The 16995-nt window shown below is 60.7% G+C and carries 8 protein-coding genes and 1 tRNA gene; 3 read left to right on the top strand and 6 right to left on the bottom strand.

Translation table 11 applies throughout. The features are described 5' to 3' along the window. The first annotated feature begins 37 nt into the window (after positions 1 to 37). Positions 38 to 114: transfer RNA gene (locus HLH35_RS17680), tRNA-Met, on the top strand. 351 nt (positions 115 to 465) lie between these two features. Continuing rightward, entirely contained in the window at positions 466 to 1632 is a 1167-nt protein-coding gene (locus HLH35_RS17675) for a nucleotide sugar dehydrogenase (RefSeq protein ID WP_182980405.1), read from the top strand. 305 nt (positions 1633 to 1937) lie between these two features. On the opposite strand, the gene HLH35_RS17670 is transcribed toward HLH35_RS17675, so the two are convergent. Then, the gene (locus tag HLH35_RS17670) at positions 1938 to 4757 is read right to left on the bottom strand and encodes a TonB-dependent receptor domain-containing protein (protein ID WP_338029388.1); all 2820 of its coding nucleotides are present in this window, start codon (positions 4755 to 4757) and stop codon (positions 1938 to 1940) included. Here HLH35_RS17670 and HLH35_RS20335 point away from each other — a divergent pair. Beyond that, positions 4741 to 4932, top strand: a complete 192-nt coding sequence (locus tag HLH35_RS20335) for a hypothetical protein (RefSeq protein WP_246385200.1) — start codon at positions 4741 to 4743, stop codon at positions 4930 to 4932. The genes HLH35_RS17670 and HLH35_RS20335 overlap by 17 nt on opposite strands. Before the next feature lie 1175 nt (positions 4933 to 6107). Here HLH35_RS20335 and HLH35_RS17665 read toward each other — a convergent pair. The 5 genes from HLH35_RS17665 to HLH35_RS17645 form a co-directional block, all read right to left on the bottom strand. Beyond that, positions 6108 to 8756, bottom strand: coding sequence for a M1 family metallopeptidase (locus HLH35_RS17665; protein WP_182980403.1), 2649 nt, complete (start codon positions 8754 to 8756; stop codon positions 6108 to 6110). A 225-nt stretch (positions 8757 to 8981) separates the two neighbouring features. Continuing rightward, a complete protein-coding gene (locus tag HLH35_RS17660; protein ID WP_246385199.1) occupies positions 8982 to 12095 on the bottom strand; it encodes a TonB-dependent receptor domain-containing protein in 3114 nt (1037 codons plus the stop codon). Between the two features lie 881 nt (positions 12096 to 12976). Next, positions 12977 to 13138, bottom strand: a complete 162-nt coding sequence (locus HLH35_RS17655) for a hypothetical protein (protein ID WP_182980402.1) — start codon at positions 13136 to 13138, stop codon at positions 12977 to 12979. A gap of 161 nt (positions 13139 to 13299) precedes the next feature. Beyond that, positions 13300 to 14709 carry a M28 family peptidase gene (locus HLH35_RS17650; protein WP_182980401.1) on the bottom strand — a complete coding sequence of 470 codons (1410 nt, stop codon included), beginning with the start codon at positions 14707 to 14709 and terminating at the stop codon, positions 13300 to 13302. A 339-nt stretch (positions 14710 to 15048) separates the two neighbouring features. Then, positions 15049 to 16689 carry a S10 family peptidase gene (locus HLH35_RS17645; protein WP_408870138.1) on the bottom strand — a complete coding sequence of 547 codons (1641 nt, stop codon included), beginning with the start codon at positions 16687 to 16689 and terminating at the stop codon, positions 15049 to 15051. Positions 16690 to 16995 lie beyond the last annotated feature (306 nt).

Genomic DNA, 16995 nt, shown 5'->3' with positions numbered 1-16995 from the left:
CGGTCGCCGCCAGGTCTTCCAGTCTACCCAACACCACCGCGGGGTGGAGCAGCCCGGTAGCTCGTCAGGCTCATAACCTGAAGGCCGCAGGTTCAAATCCTGCCCCCGCAACCATACCGAACACACAAAACCCCACGATACCAACAGGTTCGTGGGGTTTTTGTTTGGGTGCACGGCTGGGCGTAAATTAAACTCAAAACAAAATCAGTCGCTTGGTTTCGCAGGTTCAAAGCGGGTCGGGCCGCCCCCCTGCTCGACTCAGGGAACCTGTTGGTGCGCAAGCGTGGTGGCCCAAAATGGACGATGGGCATGCGCTCCCCGATCCTGCCCCATTGCACACCCTACAACCAAGGGCTTAACTTTCCCTGAGGCTCTACCTTCAGTTGGATGAAAGCTCCAGAGCAGGTCAGGGGCAAGGTCAATCCGCCCCGTGGACTCCACGGATTGATGTGAAGCGAGGACTATATGAAGATCGCGGTTGCGGGGCTTGGATATGTCGGTCTGTCGAACGCCGTTCTCCTGGCGCAGCACAATGACGTGACAGCAGTCGACATCAGTTCCGTACGCGTCGAGAAGGTGAACGCACGCCAGTCGCCCATCATCGACAGGGAGATGGAAGATTTCCTCGCCAATGCGCGGCTTTCGCTGAAGGCGACGACTGATCCCGCTGAAGCCTATCGGGATGCCGATTTCGTTATCGTTGCCACCCCCACGAACTACGATACGGAAACCAGTCATTTCGACACGTCGTCGGTGGAGGCGGTGATCTCTCAGGTCATCGCGCTGAACAGATCGGCAACCATCGTCATCAAATCGACCATACCTGTGGGCTTCATCGAGGCCGTCCGATCACGGATGCATACCAACCAGGTGATCTTCTCACCCGAGTTCCTGCGGGAAGGCCGTGCGCTTTACGATAATCTATATCCCTCGCGAATCATCGTGGGTGAGCGCAGCGTGCGCGCGCGCCGCTTTGCGGATCTGCTGATCGAAGGGGCAGTAAAAAAGGACATGTCCGTCCTCCTTACCGATCCGTCCGAAGCCGAAGCCATCAAGCTATTCGCCAATACCTATCTCGCGCTACGCGTGGCCTTCTTCAACGAACTCGACAGCTACGCGCTTTCCCGCGCCCTGGATTCACGCCAGATCATTGATGGTGTGTGCCTCGATCCGCGCATCGGGCAGCATTACAATAACCCCTCCCTGGGCTATGGCGGTTATTGCCTGCCCAAGGATACGAAACAGCTTTTGGCCAATTACGACCAGGTGCCGCAGAATTTGATCTCGGCGGTGGTCGACGCAAACCGCACCCGCAAGGACTTCCTGGCGGAACGGATCATTGCGCTGAAGCCGAAGGTGGTCGGTATCTATCGACTGGTGATGAAGGCCGGGTCGGATAATTTCCGCCAGAGCGCGATTCAGGGAATCATGAAGCGCATCAAGGCCAAGGGAATCGAAGTCGTCGTTTACGAACCAGCCCTGTACGAGGACAGATTCTTCAGCTCGCGCGTTGTAAGGAATCTGGCGGAGTTCAAGGCGGTTTGTGATGTGATCGTGGCGAACCGGCGCACCCAGGAGCTCATTGATGTCGAGGACAAGATCTTCACGCGCGATGTGTTCGGCGCGGATTGATGCCAGGCCTATTTTGACGGGGTGGTCTGCTCGTCCCTGTGGGACTGAACCGCCCGGGATTGGCGGATCGGTTCCTCGTTGAAGCGGCTGCGCTTCATCAATCTGTCCTCTCAATAGGCCAGACTCTTCTTCAAAATAGAAGGAAGCCTCCATGGCAGGTCAGGCGGAAGAGGATCCGGCCAGGCTTTCCCACGCTTTCGAAAAAGAGGGCGGGAAGAAGCCGGAGGCGCAGACATGCTGCGAGGCCGCATGTTCTGGTCAAAAAAGGGGTGGTCCGGAAAGACCACCCCCAATCGTGCAGAGTGTCAGAGCGTCACGTTGACGCCGAAGCGGAAGGCGCGGCCAAGCATGCCGGCCGCCGCCCAGGACGGGTTGTACAGGTACCCGCCATAGGTGCCCAGATCCAGGGCCGGTTTCCAGTTGGCGACATTGTACATGTTGGCGTAGGCGGTAAAGCGGTTGTTGAAGCGGTACATCAGCGTCAGATCGACGTCCCAGAAGCTTGGGGCATTGCAGCGGATGGGTGAACCATCTGTGTTTGCTGCGCCCGCAAAGCTCCATTGGGCGTTTGTGCAATCGCCGGCGGTGTTCGGTCCGGTGGCGTCCTCTGCCGTCAGCTTATAACCACTGGTATAATTGACCGTCGTCGTCAGCGACAGCTTCTCATAGGAGAAGGTGTTGGCCCAGTTCGCGCGCCAGCGCGGCGTGCCGGAGCCGGAGGTCGTGTTGATCGGCCCGATCGTTCCGGCGTAACGTTCGGTCCCCAGACCCGGGTAGTTCACGTTGTAGCGGAAGATATAGGTGGCTTCGCCCTTGCTGTACCATTTGAGGTTGGACAGCTTGCCCGGTAGCGGAATATTGGCGTCCAGAGCAAGGTCGAGGCCGTCGGTGACGAGCGAGGCGCCATTGATGTAGGTCATGTTGACGATACCCGGCCGGGCCATCGCATCGGGGTGATCCGGATCGGCGACGTCAGGCAGGACCGACATGTTGGGCGGCATGGGAGAGCCGGTGAAGTAGGCGGCGAGGGCTTCGGACTGGTTGGGCGTCGTGATGTAGTTGGTCTTTTTGATGTAGTAGTAATCGACGCTCAAATTCATCCAGCGGATCGGCTGGATGACCGCGCCGCCAGTGAAGCTGGTGGACAGCTCGGGTTTGACCTTGGGGTTGCCGAACGTATTGAGGGCGATGCTGTAGGACTGGGCGTAGGCATCAGGCCCGTTGCCCGCAGCATTCTGATGCTGAGCCAGGAATGCAGCCGCGTTCGGATCTTGCGACGGGTTTTCGGGCACGTAGCCGATCGTCTGGCTGTTGGTTTCGGCGAAGCTCGGCACGCGGAAGCCCTTCGAGAAGGTGCCACGCAGCGTGAATTCCTTGACCGGCTTGAACAGGGCTTCCACCTTGGGCGAGAAGCGGTTGTAGCCGACCGAATAATTGTCATAGCGGCCGGACACGTCGGCGCTGAAATATTTGATGAACGGAATATAGGTTTCGAAGAAACCTGATTCGACCCAGCGGCTGCCCTTCGCGTAGAAGCCGTTAATGCCCATATACTGGGCAGCGGGGTTGGTCGGATCATCGGGGTTGGAACTGGGATTGTCCAGTGCTTCATGGCGGATATTGCCGCCGACGACGAGATTGACCATACCGCCGGGCAGTTTGAACAGGCCTTTCTGCAAGGTCAGTTCGCCCGAATATTCCGACGAATTGGAATTCTGCGTCGAGCGCGGCGCGATCCAGTTGCGGATTGCGGCCGAGTTCTGGGACGGATCGATGAAATTATAGCTGCCGTCATTAACGGCCTGCTGGACGCGGGCGAAGATCGGATAGCCGGTACGGACATAGGCCAGGTCATCGGCCATGCCCACGAACGAAGCGTTATATTTCCAGTCCGAACCCCAGTTGGAGGGTTCCCAGCCCGACAGGCGGAGCGATCCGCGGTAGGCCTGATTGAACTGGGTGGCAGCCGGCACCATGTCGCCGAACATGTAGTAGACCTGTGCGGGCAGGCCCTGTGCGGCCCAGGGATTGTTGGGGTTCAACTGTCCGTTGGACAGCAGGGCAGGCAGTGTGAGGTTGGCGAAACTGATATCGTTCGACCGGCTGTGGGTCCGGATATCGATTGGTGTCGCCGTGTTGTCGTTCTCGTTCTGCGAATAGGTGAACATACCCGTCAGTTCGGCGCGTTCCCACGGCCGGACGGTGAAATGGGCCGTCGTGCTGATGCGACGGTCCTCGGGGTTGATCACCTTGTATTTGCCGACCGTATTCTGTTCGCAGACCGTATTGGCAAATTTTCCGGTACTGCCCGGTGCCGCACCGACGGGCACGTCGTGGGTGATGAGATTACCGCAACCCGCGCCCAGGGGCTGAAGGCCACCGAGGGGTGTCAGCGAGCCGTTCGTCGGATTGACGGATACCGGACGTACCATTGCGACAGTGGTCGAAGCAACACCGAGCAGTGAACCGTCGGACTGGACCGCGTTGGGGTTGCCGTTATAGCCACCAATACCGGTCAGATCGCCCGTGTTGTAAGGATAGCCACGCTGTGAATTGTTCAGCATGTCATCGTTCTGATATTCGGCATTGATGTAGAAATTGTAGCCGTCGCGGTCCACGTCGCCGTGTCCGTAGGTGGCGTAGAGGCGCTGGTGGCCGGAATCGCCCTGACCGCTCAGGCCGCCTTCGGCATTGGCCTCGAACCCCTTGATCTGCCGGCGGGTGATGAAGTTGATCACGCCCGCCACCGCATCGGCGCCGTAGGTGGCGGAGGCGCTGTCCTTCTGGACGTCGATCGTCTCCATGATCGACATCGGAATCCAGTTGCTGTCGACGAAGTTGCGTTCGCCGTCATCGGAAAGCGGATAGTAGGACAGGCGCTGCCCGTCCATGAGGACGAGCGTCGAGTCCGTCGTCAGGCCGCGCAAGGACGGCGCGGTGGCGCCGGCCGCGAAGGCGCCGTTGGCCGAGAAGCCGGCCGGCAGGTTGCCCGAACCGTTGGAGGCCAACTGCTGCAACGCCTGCGAAGCCGTCGTGATTCCGCGCTGCCGCAGGTCCCTGGACGTCAGATGCGCCATGGGAGAGGCGCTGCGGAAATTCGGATCGCGGATGAGCGAACCCGTCACGACGACATTCTCCGCTTCCGCCGGCGCCGGTGCTACGGGGGCAGTCGAGGTCTGCGCCACGATCGCGGTGTTCGGCACGGGGGCCGTTGCCGTGGTCGGTGTGACGGTCTTCTTTGTCGCCCTGGTCGTCTTGACGTGCTTGCGGGGCGTCTGCGTCGCCGCCGTCGTGCTTTGAGCGAAGACGGGGGAACACACCATTCCGCTCATGGCGGTGAAGGCCAGAAGAACGATGTTTCTATGTCGAAAAGTTCGGGATGTCGTCTGTTTGGATCGGCGATCGTCCATGAATTTCTCCAGGATCTTTTTTATGCGTGAGGGGAATTTGTTCCGCTTTGATGGGGTTCGGAACGAGTTTTATTGACATGCAATACGAAGAGCACAGGAGCCTTCCAGATCTGGAAGGTTCTGCCCCTGACATATCATTGCGATTTACGAATGAATTGGCTTGCTATATCATTACAAAAAATCCATTATTATATGGACATCCAGGCCATATATGTCATGTGATTTTTGTAACGTGCTTCAGCCGTCAGGGGCGGCACGGACATCGGGCTGGTTGTACCAGGCCCCGATGCGTGCATGTGGCATGGTCCTGACAAAGATGCATGATGGTCCGCCCGGCATAGAAGCGCCGCGCGTTACGATCACCATTCCCACGATGCCGAGAAACCATACTTAACTTCCTATTACATAGCAGTAACAAAATACGCATAAAGGCGGCGGTCCTGTCGACCGCTCCATTCCGTTTGTAACGAATTTCGCTCGTTATGTTGCATGTGTGCAACATAAACTCTTGTGCCCGAAAATCTTGTTTTGGCAGAGGAATAGAACAGGGACGGGACGGCATTTGATAAAATTTCCAGAATTGCCATTCTGGAGATCTTTTCGCGAATGTATCTGCTCTATTATTTTCTTTTTATTGTGCTCTCGCATCGTCCGGGCCGCGGGCGTCGGGTTGAGACGATGATGCCCTGTCTTTCCCATGATGGTGGAGCGCGGATGAGGACTGGGTTCAGGGCGAGGACGGCTTGTGTGGGGAAGGCGGGTCAGGGGGTCGTTCCCCTGTTTTCCGGCCGTGCAGGCGGCGATTCGCCGCACGATTTCCATGCTCGGCGGCGACCGGCCCATAGGGCCGCTCTGGCGTGCCGGCGCACATTTCCCAACGGGTCCTGAAGGAGCATTCAAGAAAGGCGCCGGGGCGGTGTTCGCGCATTCATGCGGGCGAACAGGGCCCCGGCGGCAGAGAGGGCTACGGTTGATCGTGCCCGGAAATCGTATCGCCGGAGACGATCGTTTCAGGCCCCGCCGGCCCGAAACGATCGCTCATGTCTTCCGGCGCTTCGATGCTGGTCAGTGCGACAGGGCGGCCAGCCAGGGGGTGAGGTCGGCCTGGGCCCGCGCCGCGATGGCGGCGTTGGCCGCGATCAGATCCGTGGCCTTGTGGGCCTCGATCCTGGCGCCGATCGAGGCGGTGGCCGAGGGGTCGTTGACCAGCGCCTTTGCCACGTCCGGATTGACCGAGTGCGACGCGATGGCCGGCAGCAGCGCGGATTGCGACCAGGGAGCCAGGCGCGCGCGGATCTGCTTCTGCGTCTGCGGGTCCTGCACCAGCGACCACACCAGGTCGGGATTGTCGCTGCTGGCGGCTACCCGTGCCAGCGAGCGCGCGACACGGCCGTTGGGGATGACGCCGCTATAGGCGATCTGCACGGTCTGGCGGATCAGCGCGGGATCCTGCGCAGCAGCCAGGGCGTTGAAGAAGCGGAGCTTGTCCTCGGTGCTGGTGGCCGCGTGCAGCATCTTGGCCAGCGTGGCGTAAGTCGCGGCATCGGCATGCTGGCCGGCGACCGAGGTGACCGGATCGACCAGGCTGGCCGGCAGGCTGCCAGGGTTCTTCACATAGGCGGCAAAGCGCTCCTGCGCGCCGCTGATGACCGCCGGGTCGTCGAACTGCCCCAGGGCCGTGATCACCTGCGGACGCAGCAGCGTGTCGAGGAAGGATTCATCCGCGCGCGGCGTCCAGCCCAGGCGTGCCATCTGCGGCCCCAGCAGGGCGCGGGCAAAGGCATGGAAGGCGGGGCGGGACGGGCTGCCGCGCTCCATCGCGTCCAGATCCTTCAGGCGCCCGATCGTGTCCTGCCAGACGGCGATATTGTCCTCGTGCGTGGCCGGCAGGGTGGCAACCAGGTCCAGCCAGGTCGAAAGCGGTGCCAGGCCGGCCTGGAACAGCGCATACTGGTCGCCCAGCAGGTTGGCGCGATCGACGGCGCTCAGCTGGCTGAAGGCTTTTCCGAGTGCCGAAAGCGACGATGCGTCATAGGCGACGCGGTAATAGCCGTTCTCGCCCGGGTTGGCCTTCAATGCCTGGTCGCAGCCTGCGAATGTCAGGTGCGCGGGCTGGTCAGGCGTCAGGATGACGCGCTGCGCGGCAATGCCGGGGCCTGCCACGGTGACGGGGATATTCCAGCGTGCGGGCAGCGGATGGGCGTCACCGATGGCGAATCGGCCCTCGGTCAGCGTCAGGGTCGTCTTGCCGGCTTCGCAGCGTCGGCCGACGGTGACCAGCGGGATGCCCGGCTGCTCGGTAAAGCTGCGGGCGACGGTCGCGACGTCCTGGTGCGACACCTGCGACAGCGCGGCCCACAAATCGGCGCTGGTGGTGTTGCCGTAGGCATGGGCCTTCATGTAGGCGCGCATCCCGTCACGGAAGACATCGGGGCCTACCCAGTCCTCGACCATCCGGATGACCTGCTCGCCCTTCTGGTAGCTGATCCGGTCGAAGGCGGTATCGGCCTCGCTGACGTCGTGGATCACCTGCTGGATCGGATGCGTGGTCGGATGGGCGTCCTGGGCCATCGCCTGTTCGCGCTCGTAATGCTGGCGCGGCCACATCTGCCAGGTCGGGTTGAAATGGTCGGTGGCCTTGGTCTCCATCCAGGTGGCGAACCCTTCATTGAGCCAGATATTGTCCCACCAGCCCATCGTCACCAGGTCGCCCGACCATTGGTGGGCCATTTCGTGCGCCACGACGATATAGACGGCTTCCTGGGTCGTCGGCGCGCTGGTCTTGGGGTCGAACAGCAGATCGTCGTCGATGAAGGTGATGGCGCCCCAGTTTTCCATCGCCCCGGCCTCGTAATTTCCGGGAATGGCGATCAGGTCCATCTTCGGCAGCGGGTAGGCGACGCCGAAATAGTCATTGTAATACGGCAGGATCTGCGACGCGGCGGTCAGCGCGTAGCGTCCCTGCTCCTGCTCGCCGGTGGGGGCGTAGACATTGATCGGCGTATCGCCGCCCTTGCCGCTGACGGCCTTCATGTCGCCGGCCACCAGGGCCAGCAGATAGGTGGACATGCGCGGCGAGGTGCCGAAGACCACCCGCTTGGCATGCGCGCCGGCCGGGGTGGACGATTCGATCGGCATGTTGCTGACGGCGGTGAAGCTGGCCGGCAGGGTCGCCGTCAGCTGGAACGTCGCCTTGAAGGCGGGTTCGTCCCAGCCGGGAAACATGCGGCGCGCGTCCGCGACCTCGAACTGCGTCACCAGCATGCGGTGCTGCTTGCCGTCGGTGGTGCGGTAATCGTCGTAATAGATGCCGTTCGGCGTCGCCGGGATGGGCCCGCGATAGGCGATCGTCAGCTTGTGCGCGCCGGTGGCCAGGGGGTGTGGCAGGGTCAGCGTCGCTGTCTGGGCCTTGTCGTCCTGCGTGATCTTTGCCGGCGTGCCGTCGAGCTTTGCCGATGTCAGCGTCAGCCCGGCCTGGTTCAGTGTGATGCTGGCCGTCGGGGCCGTGACGTTGACGTCGATCTCTTCATGCCCCGTCAGGGCCAGGCGCTTCAGGTCGGTGACGATGTCGATCCGGTAGGCGCCGGGCACGACATCCTTCGGCAATTGGCCGGGCGCGTGGGCGAAATCGAAGGGGGATTCGCCAAGGGCAGGTCCTGACAGCAGGGCCGTGCCCGCCAGCAGAACGGTGGCGATGGCTGGTCTGAAATTCATACAGAAACTCCGGTGTGGTGGACCGTGGAATGAAATCGTCTGGTCGCTATTGTTCATTCGCCCGATCTGTAAGGCAAATCAACCGGGTGCGGAGCGGCGATGGCATGAGGGACTGTAAACGGAATATCGGTCCAGGCGGACATGGGCCGTCTTCTGGCGCAAGTCGGCAGGCAAAAAAAGGGGGTGGTCCAGAAGACCACCCCTCCATCATGGTGTTGCGCTCTATCAGAGCCGGACGTTCACACCGAATTGGAAGGATCGCATGACGACACCCTTCTGCGTCCAGGACGAGTTGTAGAGGTAGGAACCATAGGTCGAGAAATCGTACGGTGAGCGAAAGCCCAGCAGATTGTAGACGTTTGCGTAAACCGACCAACGCTGATTGATCTGATAGTTTACGGTCAGATCCACATCCCACCAGTTTTTTACATGGCACTGGGTGCCGGGCGCCCCCACCGCGCCGTAGCCCGACAGGGTGTAGGCGCAGCTGTTGGTATTGGGGCCGTTCTGGTCTTCTGCAGTGGTCTTGTAACCGCTGGTATAATAGACCGTCGGCGTTACGCTCAGCCCTTTCCAGCTGAGGGTGTTCGCCCAACTGGCTTTCCAGCGGGGTGTGCCGGACGCGGACACCGCTTCATATGGCCCGATCGTCCCCGCATAGTGATACACACTGCCGTCGGGCAGCGTCAGGTTGGAAGCATGCACATACGTGGCCGTGCCCTTGCTGAACCACAGCACGTCATGCAGCGGGCCAGGCAGGTGGCGGGTGGCATCGATCGACAGGTCCACGCCATTGGTCATGAAGCTTCTGGCGTTGACGTACTGGACGGTGAAGTAACCCGGAAGCGGTGGTGCATTCGGCGCCTGGATATCCGGAATGCCGGGGGTTGCCGCCAGAATGCCGGCCGGCAGCGGAGCGCCTGACAGGAAGTTGTCGGCTGCCAGAACTGGGTTGGCGCTCGGGTTGGACATGATGTAGTTGGTTTTCTTGATGTAATAATAGTCCGCCGAGATATGCAGCCAGTCCAGCGGACTGATGACCGCGCCCCCCGTGAAGTTGGTCGAAATTTCAGGCCGCAGGTTGGGGTTGCCCACCGTATTGAGGCCGATGGAGGTCGCGTTCGTGGAGTAGGCGTCGTTGTTGTGTGCCGCCGCGAAGGCTGCGTTGTTGGGTGTCCAGCCCGTGTAGCCGAGGACCGAGCCGTTGGTCTCCGCGAAGCTCGGCACGCGGAACCCGCGCGAGAATGTGCCGCGCAACAGGAACTGCTTTACCGGCTTGAAGTTCACGCCCACTTTCGGCGAGAAATGATGCATTCCAGTGGAATAATTATCGTAGCGCCCAGAGACGTCCACGTTCAGCATCTTCACGATCGGCAAGGCGACTTCGAAATAACCGGATTCTACCCACCGGCTGCCCTTGGCGCTGAAGGGATTGATGCCGACATATTCCGATGCCGGGTTGCTGGCGTTCGCGGGGTTGGCATTGGGGTCGTTCACGGATTCCCAGCGGATGTTGCCGCCAACGGCCACGTTAACCATGCCGCCCGGAAGCTTGAACAGCCCCTTGCTGACGTGCATGTCTTCGGAATATTCCTGCGACCGCGCATTCAGCACGTTTCTGGGCGCGATGGAATTCAGTTCCGCCTGGGAATTCGCGGACGGATTGGCGAAGTTATATGCACCGCTGGTGATCGAATTCTCGATGCCGGCCACTGTGGGGAAGCCCGTGTCCACCTGCTGCAGCATGGTGTTCATGCCGACGAAATTGATGTCGTAATTCCAGTCCGACCCCCATTTCGACGGTGCCCAGCCCGCATAGCGCATCGATCCGCGGAAATTCTGGCTGAATTCCGACGTTTGCGGGATCATGCTGCCATACGAGGCCAGAATCTGCGCTGTCTGTCCCGTCGGGTTATAGGGGCTCGAGGCTGGCAGATATGTATCCTGCGCCGTGGCGGTCAGGTAGGGGGTGGATCCTATGGTCGTGTAGGGACCGGAGAAATTATTGAAGGTCGACAGTGTCTGCGAATAGTTGAACATCGTGGTGAATTGCGAACGCGGCGTGACGTTGGCGGTGAAGTGCATCGTCGCGTTGATGCGGCGGATCTCGGGCTGGATCTGCTTGTAGTCGCCGACCGTGTTCTGGGTGCAGGCCGTGCTGGTGCCTGGGGCGCCCGACACCGCGCCGCTGACTTGCGGACCCACGCCCGCGCATCCGGCGGGGTTCACCAGTTGCCATGGCCCCGTGTTGGTGGGGTAGCTGCCGCCGGAGGGCGTCTGGGTGAGGGTCACAGGGGAGACGATGGCGCCGGGGGTGGCGGCAAAATTACCGATCGTCCCGCCGGACACCACGTTGCTGTTACCGTTGAACCCGCCGGGGAGTCCGCTGAGATCGCCCGTGTTGTAAGGATAGCCGAGCTGGCGGTTGAACAGCGCGTCGTCCTGCTGATACTCCGAGTTGATGTAGAGATTCCAGCCATCCTTGTTCAGGTCACCCCAACCATAGGTGGCGTACAGCTTCTGGTGCCCCGTGTCGCCCCGCTGACTCAGGCCGCCTTCGGCATTGCCTTCGAAACCCTTGATCTGCTTGCGGGTGATGTAGTTGACGACGCCCGCCACGGCGTCGGCGCCGTAGGTGGCCGAACCGCCATCCTGCATCACGTCCACCCGATCCATGATCGAGGACGGCATCCAGTTGGTATCGACGAAGTTACGCTCGCCGTCGTCGGCCAGCGGGTAGTAGGACAGGCGCTGCCCGTCCATCAGGACCAGGGTCGAATCCGTACTCATGCCGCGAAGCGAGGGTGCGGACGCACCGGCGGCAAACGCGCCGTTAGCGGAAAACGAGTTCGTCAGGTTGCCCGCGCCGTTGGCGGACAGGACCTGCAGCGCGTCTGTCACGTTCTTCAGGCCGCGTGCGGCCATGTCCTGGCGCGTGACCTCGGTAATGGGCGAGGCGCTGGCCAGATTGGGGTCGCGAAACAGCGTGCCCGTTACGATGACGTTCTCGGTCGCCGGCGAAGAGTCCTGTGTGGAGGCCGCACTTGCTGCGTTCGCCAGGATCGACGCGTTGACTGCAGGCGCCGTGGCAACGGGTAACGTTGCCGCAGGGGCCGCCGCGACAGGAGCCGTTGTCGGTTTCACGACCCTGGTTGCCTTGGGCGCCTTGGTCGTCCGGACATGGGGCTTGTGTGGGGTGGAGGCCGGCGTCGCCGTCTCCGCGCTTTGGGCGAAAGCGGAGGAATACATCATCCCGCTCATGGCCGTGAAGGCGAGAAGAAGAACGTTCTTTCGGCGAAGAGATCGTGCGGTCGTCTGCTTTATCTGGTGATCATCCATGAATTTCTCCAGAGATATTGAAATGAAGAGTGATAAGCGAGTGTCTTGATACGCATTCGGCGCCAAAGGCCATGCCGGGATTCCGGCCAGAAAAGCTGTCGGAATCGTACGGATTCCGGCACGTCCCACCTCGTTCCGGATTTTCCGGTGATTGCGATGTCGCGGAGAGTTCCCTTGGCATGTGTCATTGCCCGATAAGGCGCGTTAACAAAAACTACACATGATCGAAGCGGGTCTGTCGACCGCTCGCATGTGATTTATTGCTAATTTTTTGCATAATGTTGCTGAGGTACAACATGGATGCCAGTCGATGGCGGGGAGTTCCCCGGCGGAACGGATGAGATTAAAAATTTGGAAATATAATTAAATTATCAGGAATGATTTGGAGACGAATTTTTACAAAAGAAAAGGTGGCAATTTCTTTGGTATCCATGAAGATTATCGGTTGTGACCCCAAAGGGCATGCCTGGATTCCGGCACATCCTGCCTCGTTCCGGATTTTCCGGTGATTGCGATGTCGCGGAGAGCCCTTGGCATGTGTCATTGCGCCGATAGGGCGCGTTAACAAAAACGACACATGATCGAGGCGGATCAGTCGACCGCTCGCATGCAATTTATTGCTGTATTATTGCGTAATGTTTCTGGTGTGTAACACAGGTGCCGGTCGATGGACGGGGAGTGCCCCGGCGGAGCGGAGAAGATTAAAAATTTGGAAATATCATTAAATTATCAGGAATGATTCGGAGGTGAATTTTTACCAAAGAAAAGGTGGCAATTTCCCTGGTATCCATGAAGGTGATCGGCTTGTGCCGCAGAAGCCACAGGCCGATCGACGGGCGGCCGTAGGTGCGATCTGCGCCCGATGGCCTCTGCCGGCTCGTTCAATAATTGCGCGCGACGTCCACGGCGCCATGTACGGCCAGGCTGGTGCGCAGGCGGTGGATATTCTCGGCCACCGGTGGCGTCGCCCAGTCCGGCAGCGCGTCCTCATCGACGATGGCGCCGTGCGCGATATTGATGAAGCCCGCGCCCTGCGGCGGCATTACCAGCCGCTCACGCGGACGGCACGGGGCGTGCTGGTCACTGAAGGGCGTGATGTCAGGCCATGATAAAATATGTCCTGATAACGGTCAGCCTTTGCAGGAAGGCGTTGCAGTGTCCGAACATGGACACTGCGCTTGACGATGGGGATCGGCAGGTCCGATCAGTGCGTATGGCCGGGAATCGGCCGCGGCGGCATGCCCGCGAACGTGACCAGGCTTTGGGCCCCGTCGGTCGAGACAGAAGATACGCCGAAGAAATGGTCGTCGATGTTGACGTTTTTCAGGACCAGCGAGGTCGCGGTCGCCGGTACGTCCCGATAGTTCGTCCAGGCCATGCCATCCGCCGGGCGCCAGCTGACGCGATAGCCGGCGGCGCCTGGCACGGGGGCCCAGGTCACCGTGGTATCGTCTGACAGCGCGCCGGCGATCGTGGCCGTGGACGGTGCGGCGGGGGCGGACGCCAGGTCGGACAGGACGGCCATGTTCAGGGACGTTACCCGTGCGAGATACGGGAAATCCACAAAATCGATCGTGTCCCCATAACGGTGCCCGTCTTCCACACGCACGCGCTGGTGCTGGCGGTCATAGTCTTCGACCGCCTCGGTGAAACGAATGGCGGGGAAGCCTTCGGCCAGGAAGGGAATATGATCGCCGCCGCGCATGAAGCGGTCGGGGCGGCGTACCGCCAGTACCGTCAGACCGATGCCCGGATGGTCCGCAGCCTGCGCCACGATCGCCTTGGCCAGCGCGCGCGAGGGTGAATCGTCCTCGCCGCCCGTCGCGCGCTGCGCCTTGATGCCGGTGGCGTCGGCCGCGGTCTGAATGCCCTCGCTGAAGACGCGGACGCGGTTGTCCACATGTTCGCCGCCGATTCCGTGGGTGTTGCCGACGATATCGTTGTTCAGCACGCCGGCGACCCGCCATCCGCGCGCCTTGGCCGTGCGGGCCAGCAGTTCGCCGCCCCACAGGCCCTGTTCCTCGCCCGAGAGGACGGCATAGACGATGGTCGCCGGGAAATGCCGTTTCGACAGAAGACGTGCGGCCTCCATCACCAGGGCTACGCCCGATGCGTCGTCATTGGCGCCCGGCGCATCTGTGGCCGCATCCATCACGTCATTGACGCGGCTGTCGATATGGGCCTGTACAATCACCACGCGGTCGGGATCGGTGGTGCCCTTCTGGATGGCCAGCACGTCTTCCACCTGCACGCCCGTCGGGGCGCGTGGCCCGGTGAACCGATCGCCGATCGTCTCGACCGTCAGGCATTGGCCGCAGGCGGCACTATCGGCCGTGAAGCGGTCTGCAACCCAGTGCCGCGCCGCACCGATCCCGCGCTGGGGATCGGTGGTGGTGGACAGCGTATGCCGCGTGCCGAACCCTACCAGAGTCGTTACCGTCTGGCGCATCATTGTCTGGTCGGGATGCGGTATGGCGTTCGGTGTCGCCGCCAGGCCGGGCGCGGCAGGAGGCAGGATCGCCCCTGATCCGCACCCAACGATGACCGAGACGGCCAGCAAGGGCAGGGACACGCCTCTACGGCGTAGATCGGGGCGTTTGATATGGCATTTCATGTTTGAAACGTTTCTCTCTTTCCGGTGGTGCAAGCTCGTTCGTCGACGGAAGAATCCTGTCTGGCTTGCGAGAAATACAGCTAAAGCCCGCACCGCTGTTGAAGGGGCCGGTTCCGGGTGCATGCGGGAAAGAAATCGACACGCCTGGGGGCGGGCCTCATCGCATCTGCTGCGGGATTTGCAGGAACGGCTTGAGTCCCGCGCTGGTCAGGAAAGCCGGGCCCGAAGGAGATTCCTTCGGTGCCCGGATGAACAATGCGTTGTACTCTTGAACGTCTTCCATGCGTGCCGGAACGACCCATGCCGCTGACGCGTATGGTCGGGACAGCCCCGCCTGTATCAACCAGGAAGATTGTCGGTCCGGCGGATGAAATCGGCCGCGTTGTCGTGCAGTTCCTTCAGGGCCGGTGCGTGGGCATAGACCATGTGGCCGGACATATATTGATGGATCTCGATATTTCCGGCCAGCTTGCGCGGAATCGGCAGGTGGCGCATTTCGAACACGCCTTCGAAATATGGCGTGCCGAGATCGAAATAGCCCTGATTGAGCTGCACCTTCAGCATGGGATTCTCCTTCATCGCCATGGCCAGGTCAGGCAGAACGTTGGGGAGGCCACGGTCCGAATGCGGGCTGTCGGGCTGTTCGTGGGTAAAAGACCATTTCCCGATGGAATGGGCGCTGGGCTTGTATTCCTCGTAGGCTCCAGTCGGGCTTTCGCCGCCGTAATGCAGTGCGTCGCGCACATAGTCGTTGAAGGTCGACAGATAGGCGGACCCCATCGACGAATCCATCGGGTCGTAGAAGGGATGCTGGGAAAGGGGGTCGATCGAGGCGCCGGAAAAACGGCTATCCAGACGTCCTGTGTCGATCTCCTCGTCCGCCATCAGGGTCTTTTCGAATTCTCCACCATTCACGCGCAGGTTCGCGTGCTTGATGTAATCGACCGGCAGGCCGGTATAGGCATGCAGGCGGGCGGCGATTTCATTGAAACGCGTGTCGGAAATCGCCGTGCCGTCCTGCAGGGCGCTGCTGTAGTCGGTCAGGGCGAAATGCTCGACCTCGTGCAGGAAGGCCTTCAGGTCGGCCGGCTGCTGCGGCAGTTTGTGATGATACCAGGCCGTCGCGGCGAAGCTGGGCAGCGCCAGGACATAGGGCTGGTCGACGCTGGGATTGTTCTGGGGACGATCGATGCTGTTGTCATAATCCAGGATCTGGGACAGGAGCATCACGCCGTTCAGATCAATTTCCTTCTCCTGTTTCAGCATATTCGCGACGATCGCCGATCGCGTGGTGCCATAGCTTTCGCCATAGAGATATTTTGGCGAATTGTAGCGACGGTAGCGACCCAGGAACTGGGCGATGAAATCGGTGAATGCCCAGGCGTCGGGGTCCGTGCCGTAGAACGCCTTGTCCTTGTCCTTGCCCCCCAGCCGGCCGAAGCCGGTGCCCGGGGCATCGATGAAGACCAGATCTGTCACGTCCAGCAGGCTGTCGTCATTGTCGACCAGCTTGTACGGGGCCGCGGCAGTATGTGTGTCGTCCGCCGTCACGATGCGCCGAGGGCCGAATGCCCCCATATGCAGCCAGATCGTCGCCGAACCCGGGCCCCCATTATAGACGAAGGTGATCGGGCGTTCGGTGTTCTTTACGCCCTTCTTGAAGTAGGCAACGTAAAACATCGCCGCGACGGGCTCGTCTTCGGGCTTGGTCGTCTTCTCCGGGGTGGCGTCATCCCAGTTTCTTGGGTGGACGGCCAGAGTGCCGGCAACGGCCTGATAGGCGATCTTCTGCCCGCGGATGGTGACCGTGCCGTCGGAGATTTTCTGCTGGGGCGTGAAATCGAATGCAGCCGGTGACGATTTGGCCGCCGGTGCATCCGTATGGGGAGGGTGATCCTCGGCCCGTGCCGAAAAAGGAATGATGATGTGTGACGCGAGCACTGCCATGGCTGCGCCGCAGAGAAGGAAGGATCGTTTCATCATATCTGTCTTGACCGTCATGCGGCGCAATTCTGCGCCGTCTTGGCAAATGGATCGGAGTATGCGGAGGCGGCAACGATTCGATAGGGGACCGGGCCGGCGGGGGTCAATCCCGAGGAGAAACGTATTCGCATTCCCGTCTGGAGACGAATTTGTGGGAGAATCTGGAGAAATCAAGTTCCATAAAGGAAATGATATCAGCCTCTCTTTTAGCGTGGCCAATCACGAGTTTCAGAATCGTGATAAAACTTAGTTTAGAGAGGCCGATTGCGGCAGGCTGAATGAGGTGGCTCCCGGAATTCGGAC

It is taken from the genome of Gluconacetobacter asukensis, assembly GCF_014174375.1.
In the GTDB taxonomy this organism is placed as follows: Bacteria; Pseudomonadota; Alphaproteobacteria; order Acetobacterales; family Acetobacteraceae; genus Gluconacetobacter; species Gluconacetobacter asukensis.
The sequence above is the reverse complement of the archived record's forward strand: the minus strand, read 5'-3'. Positions and strand labels throughout refer to the sequence as shown.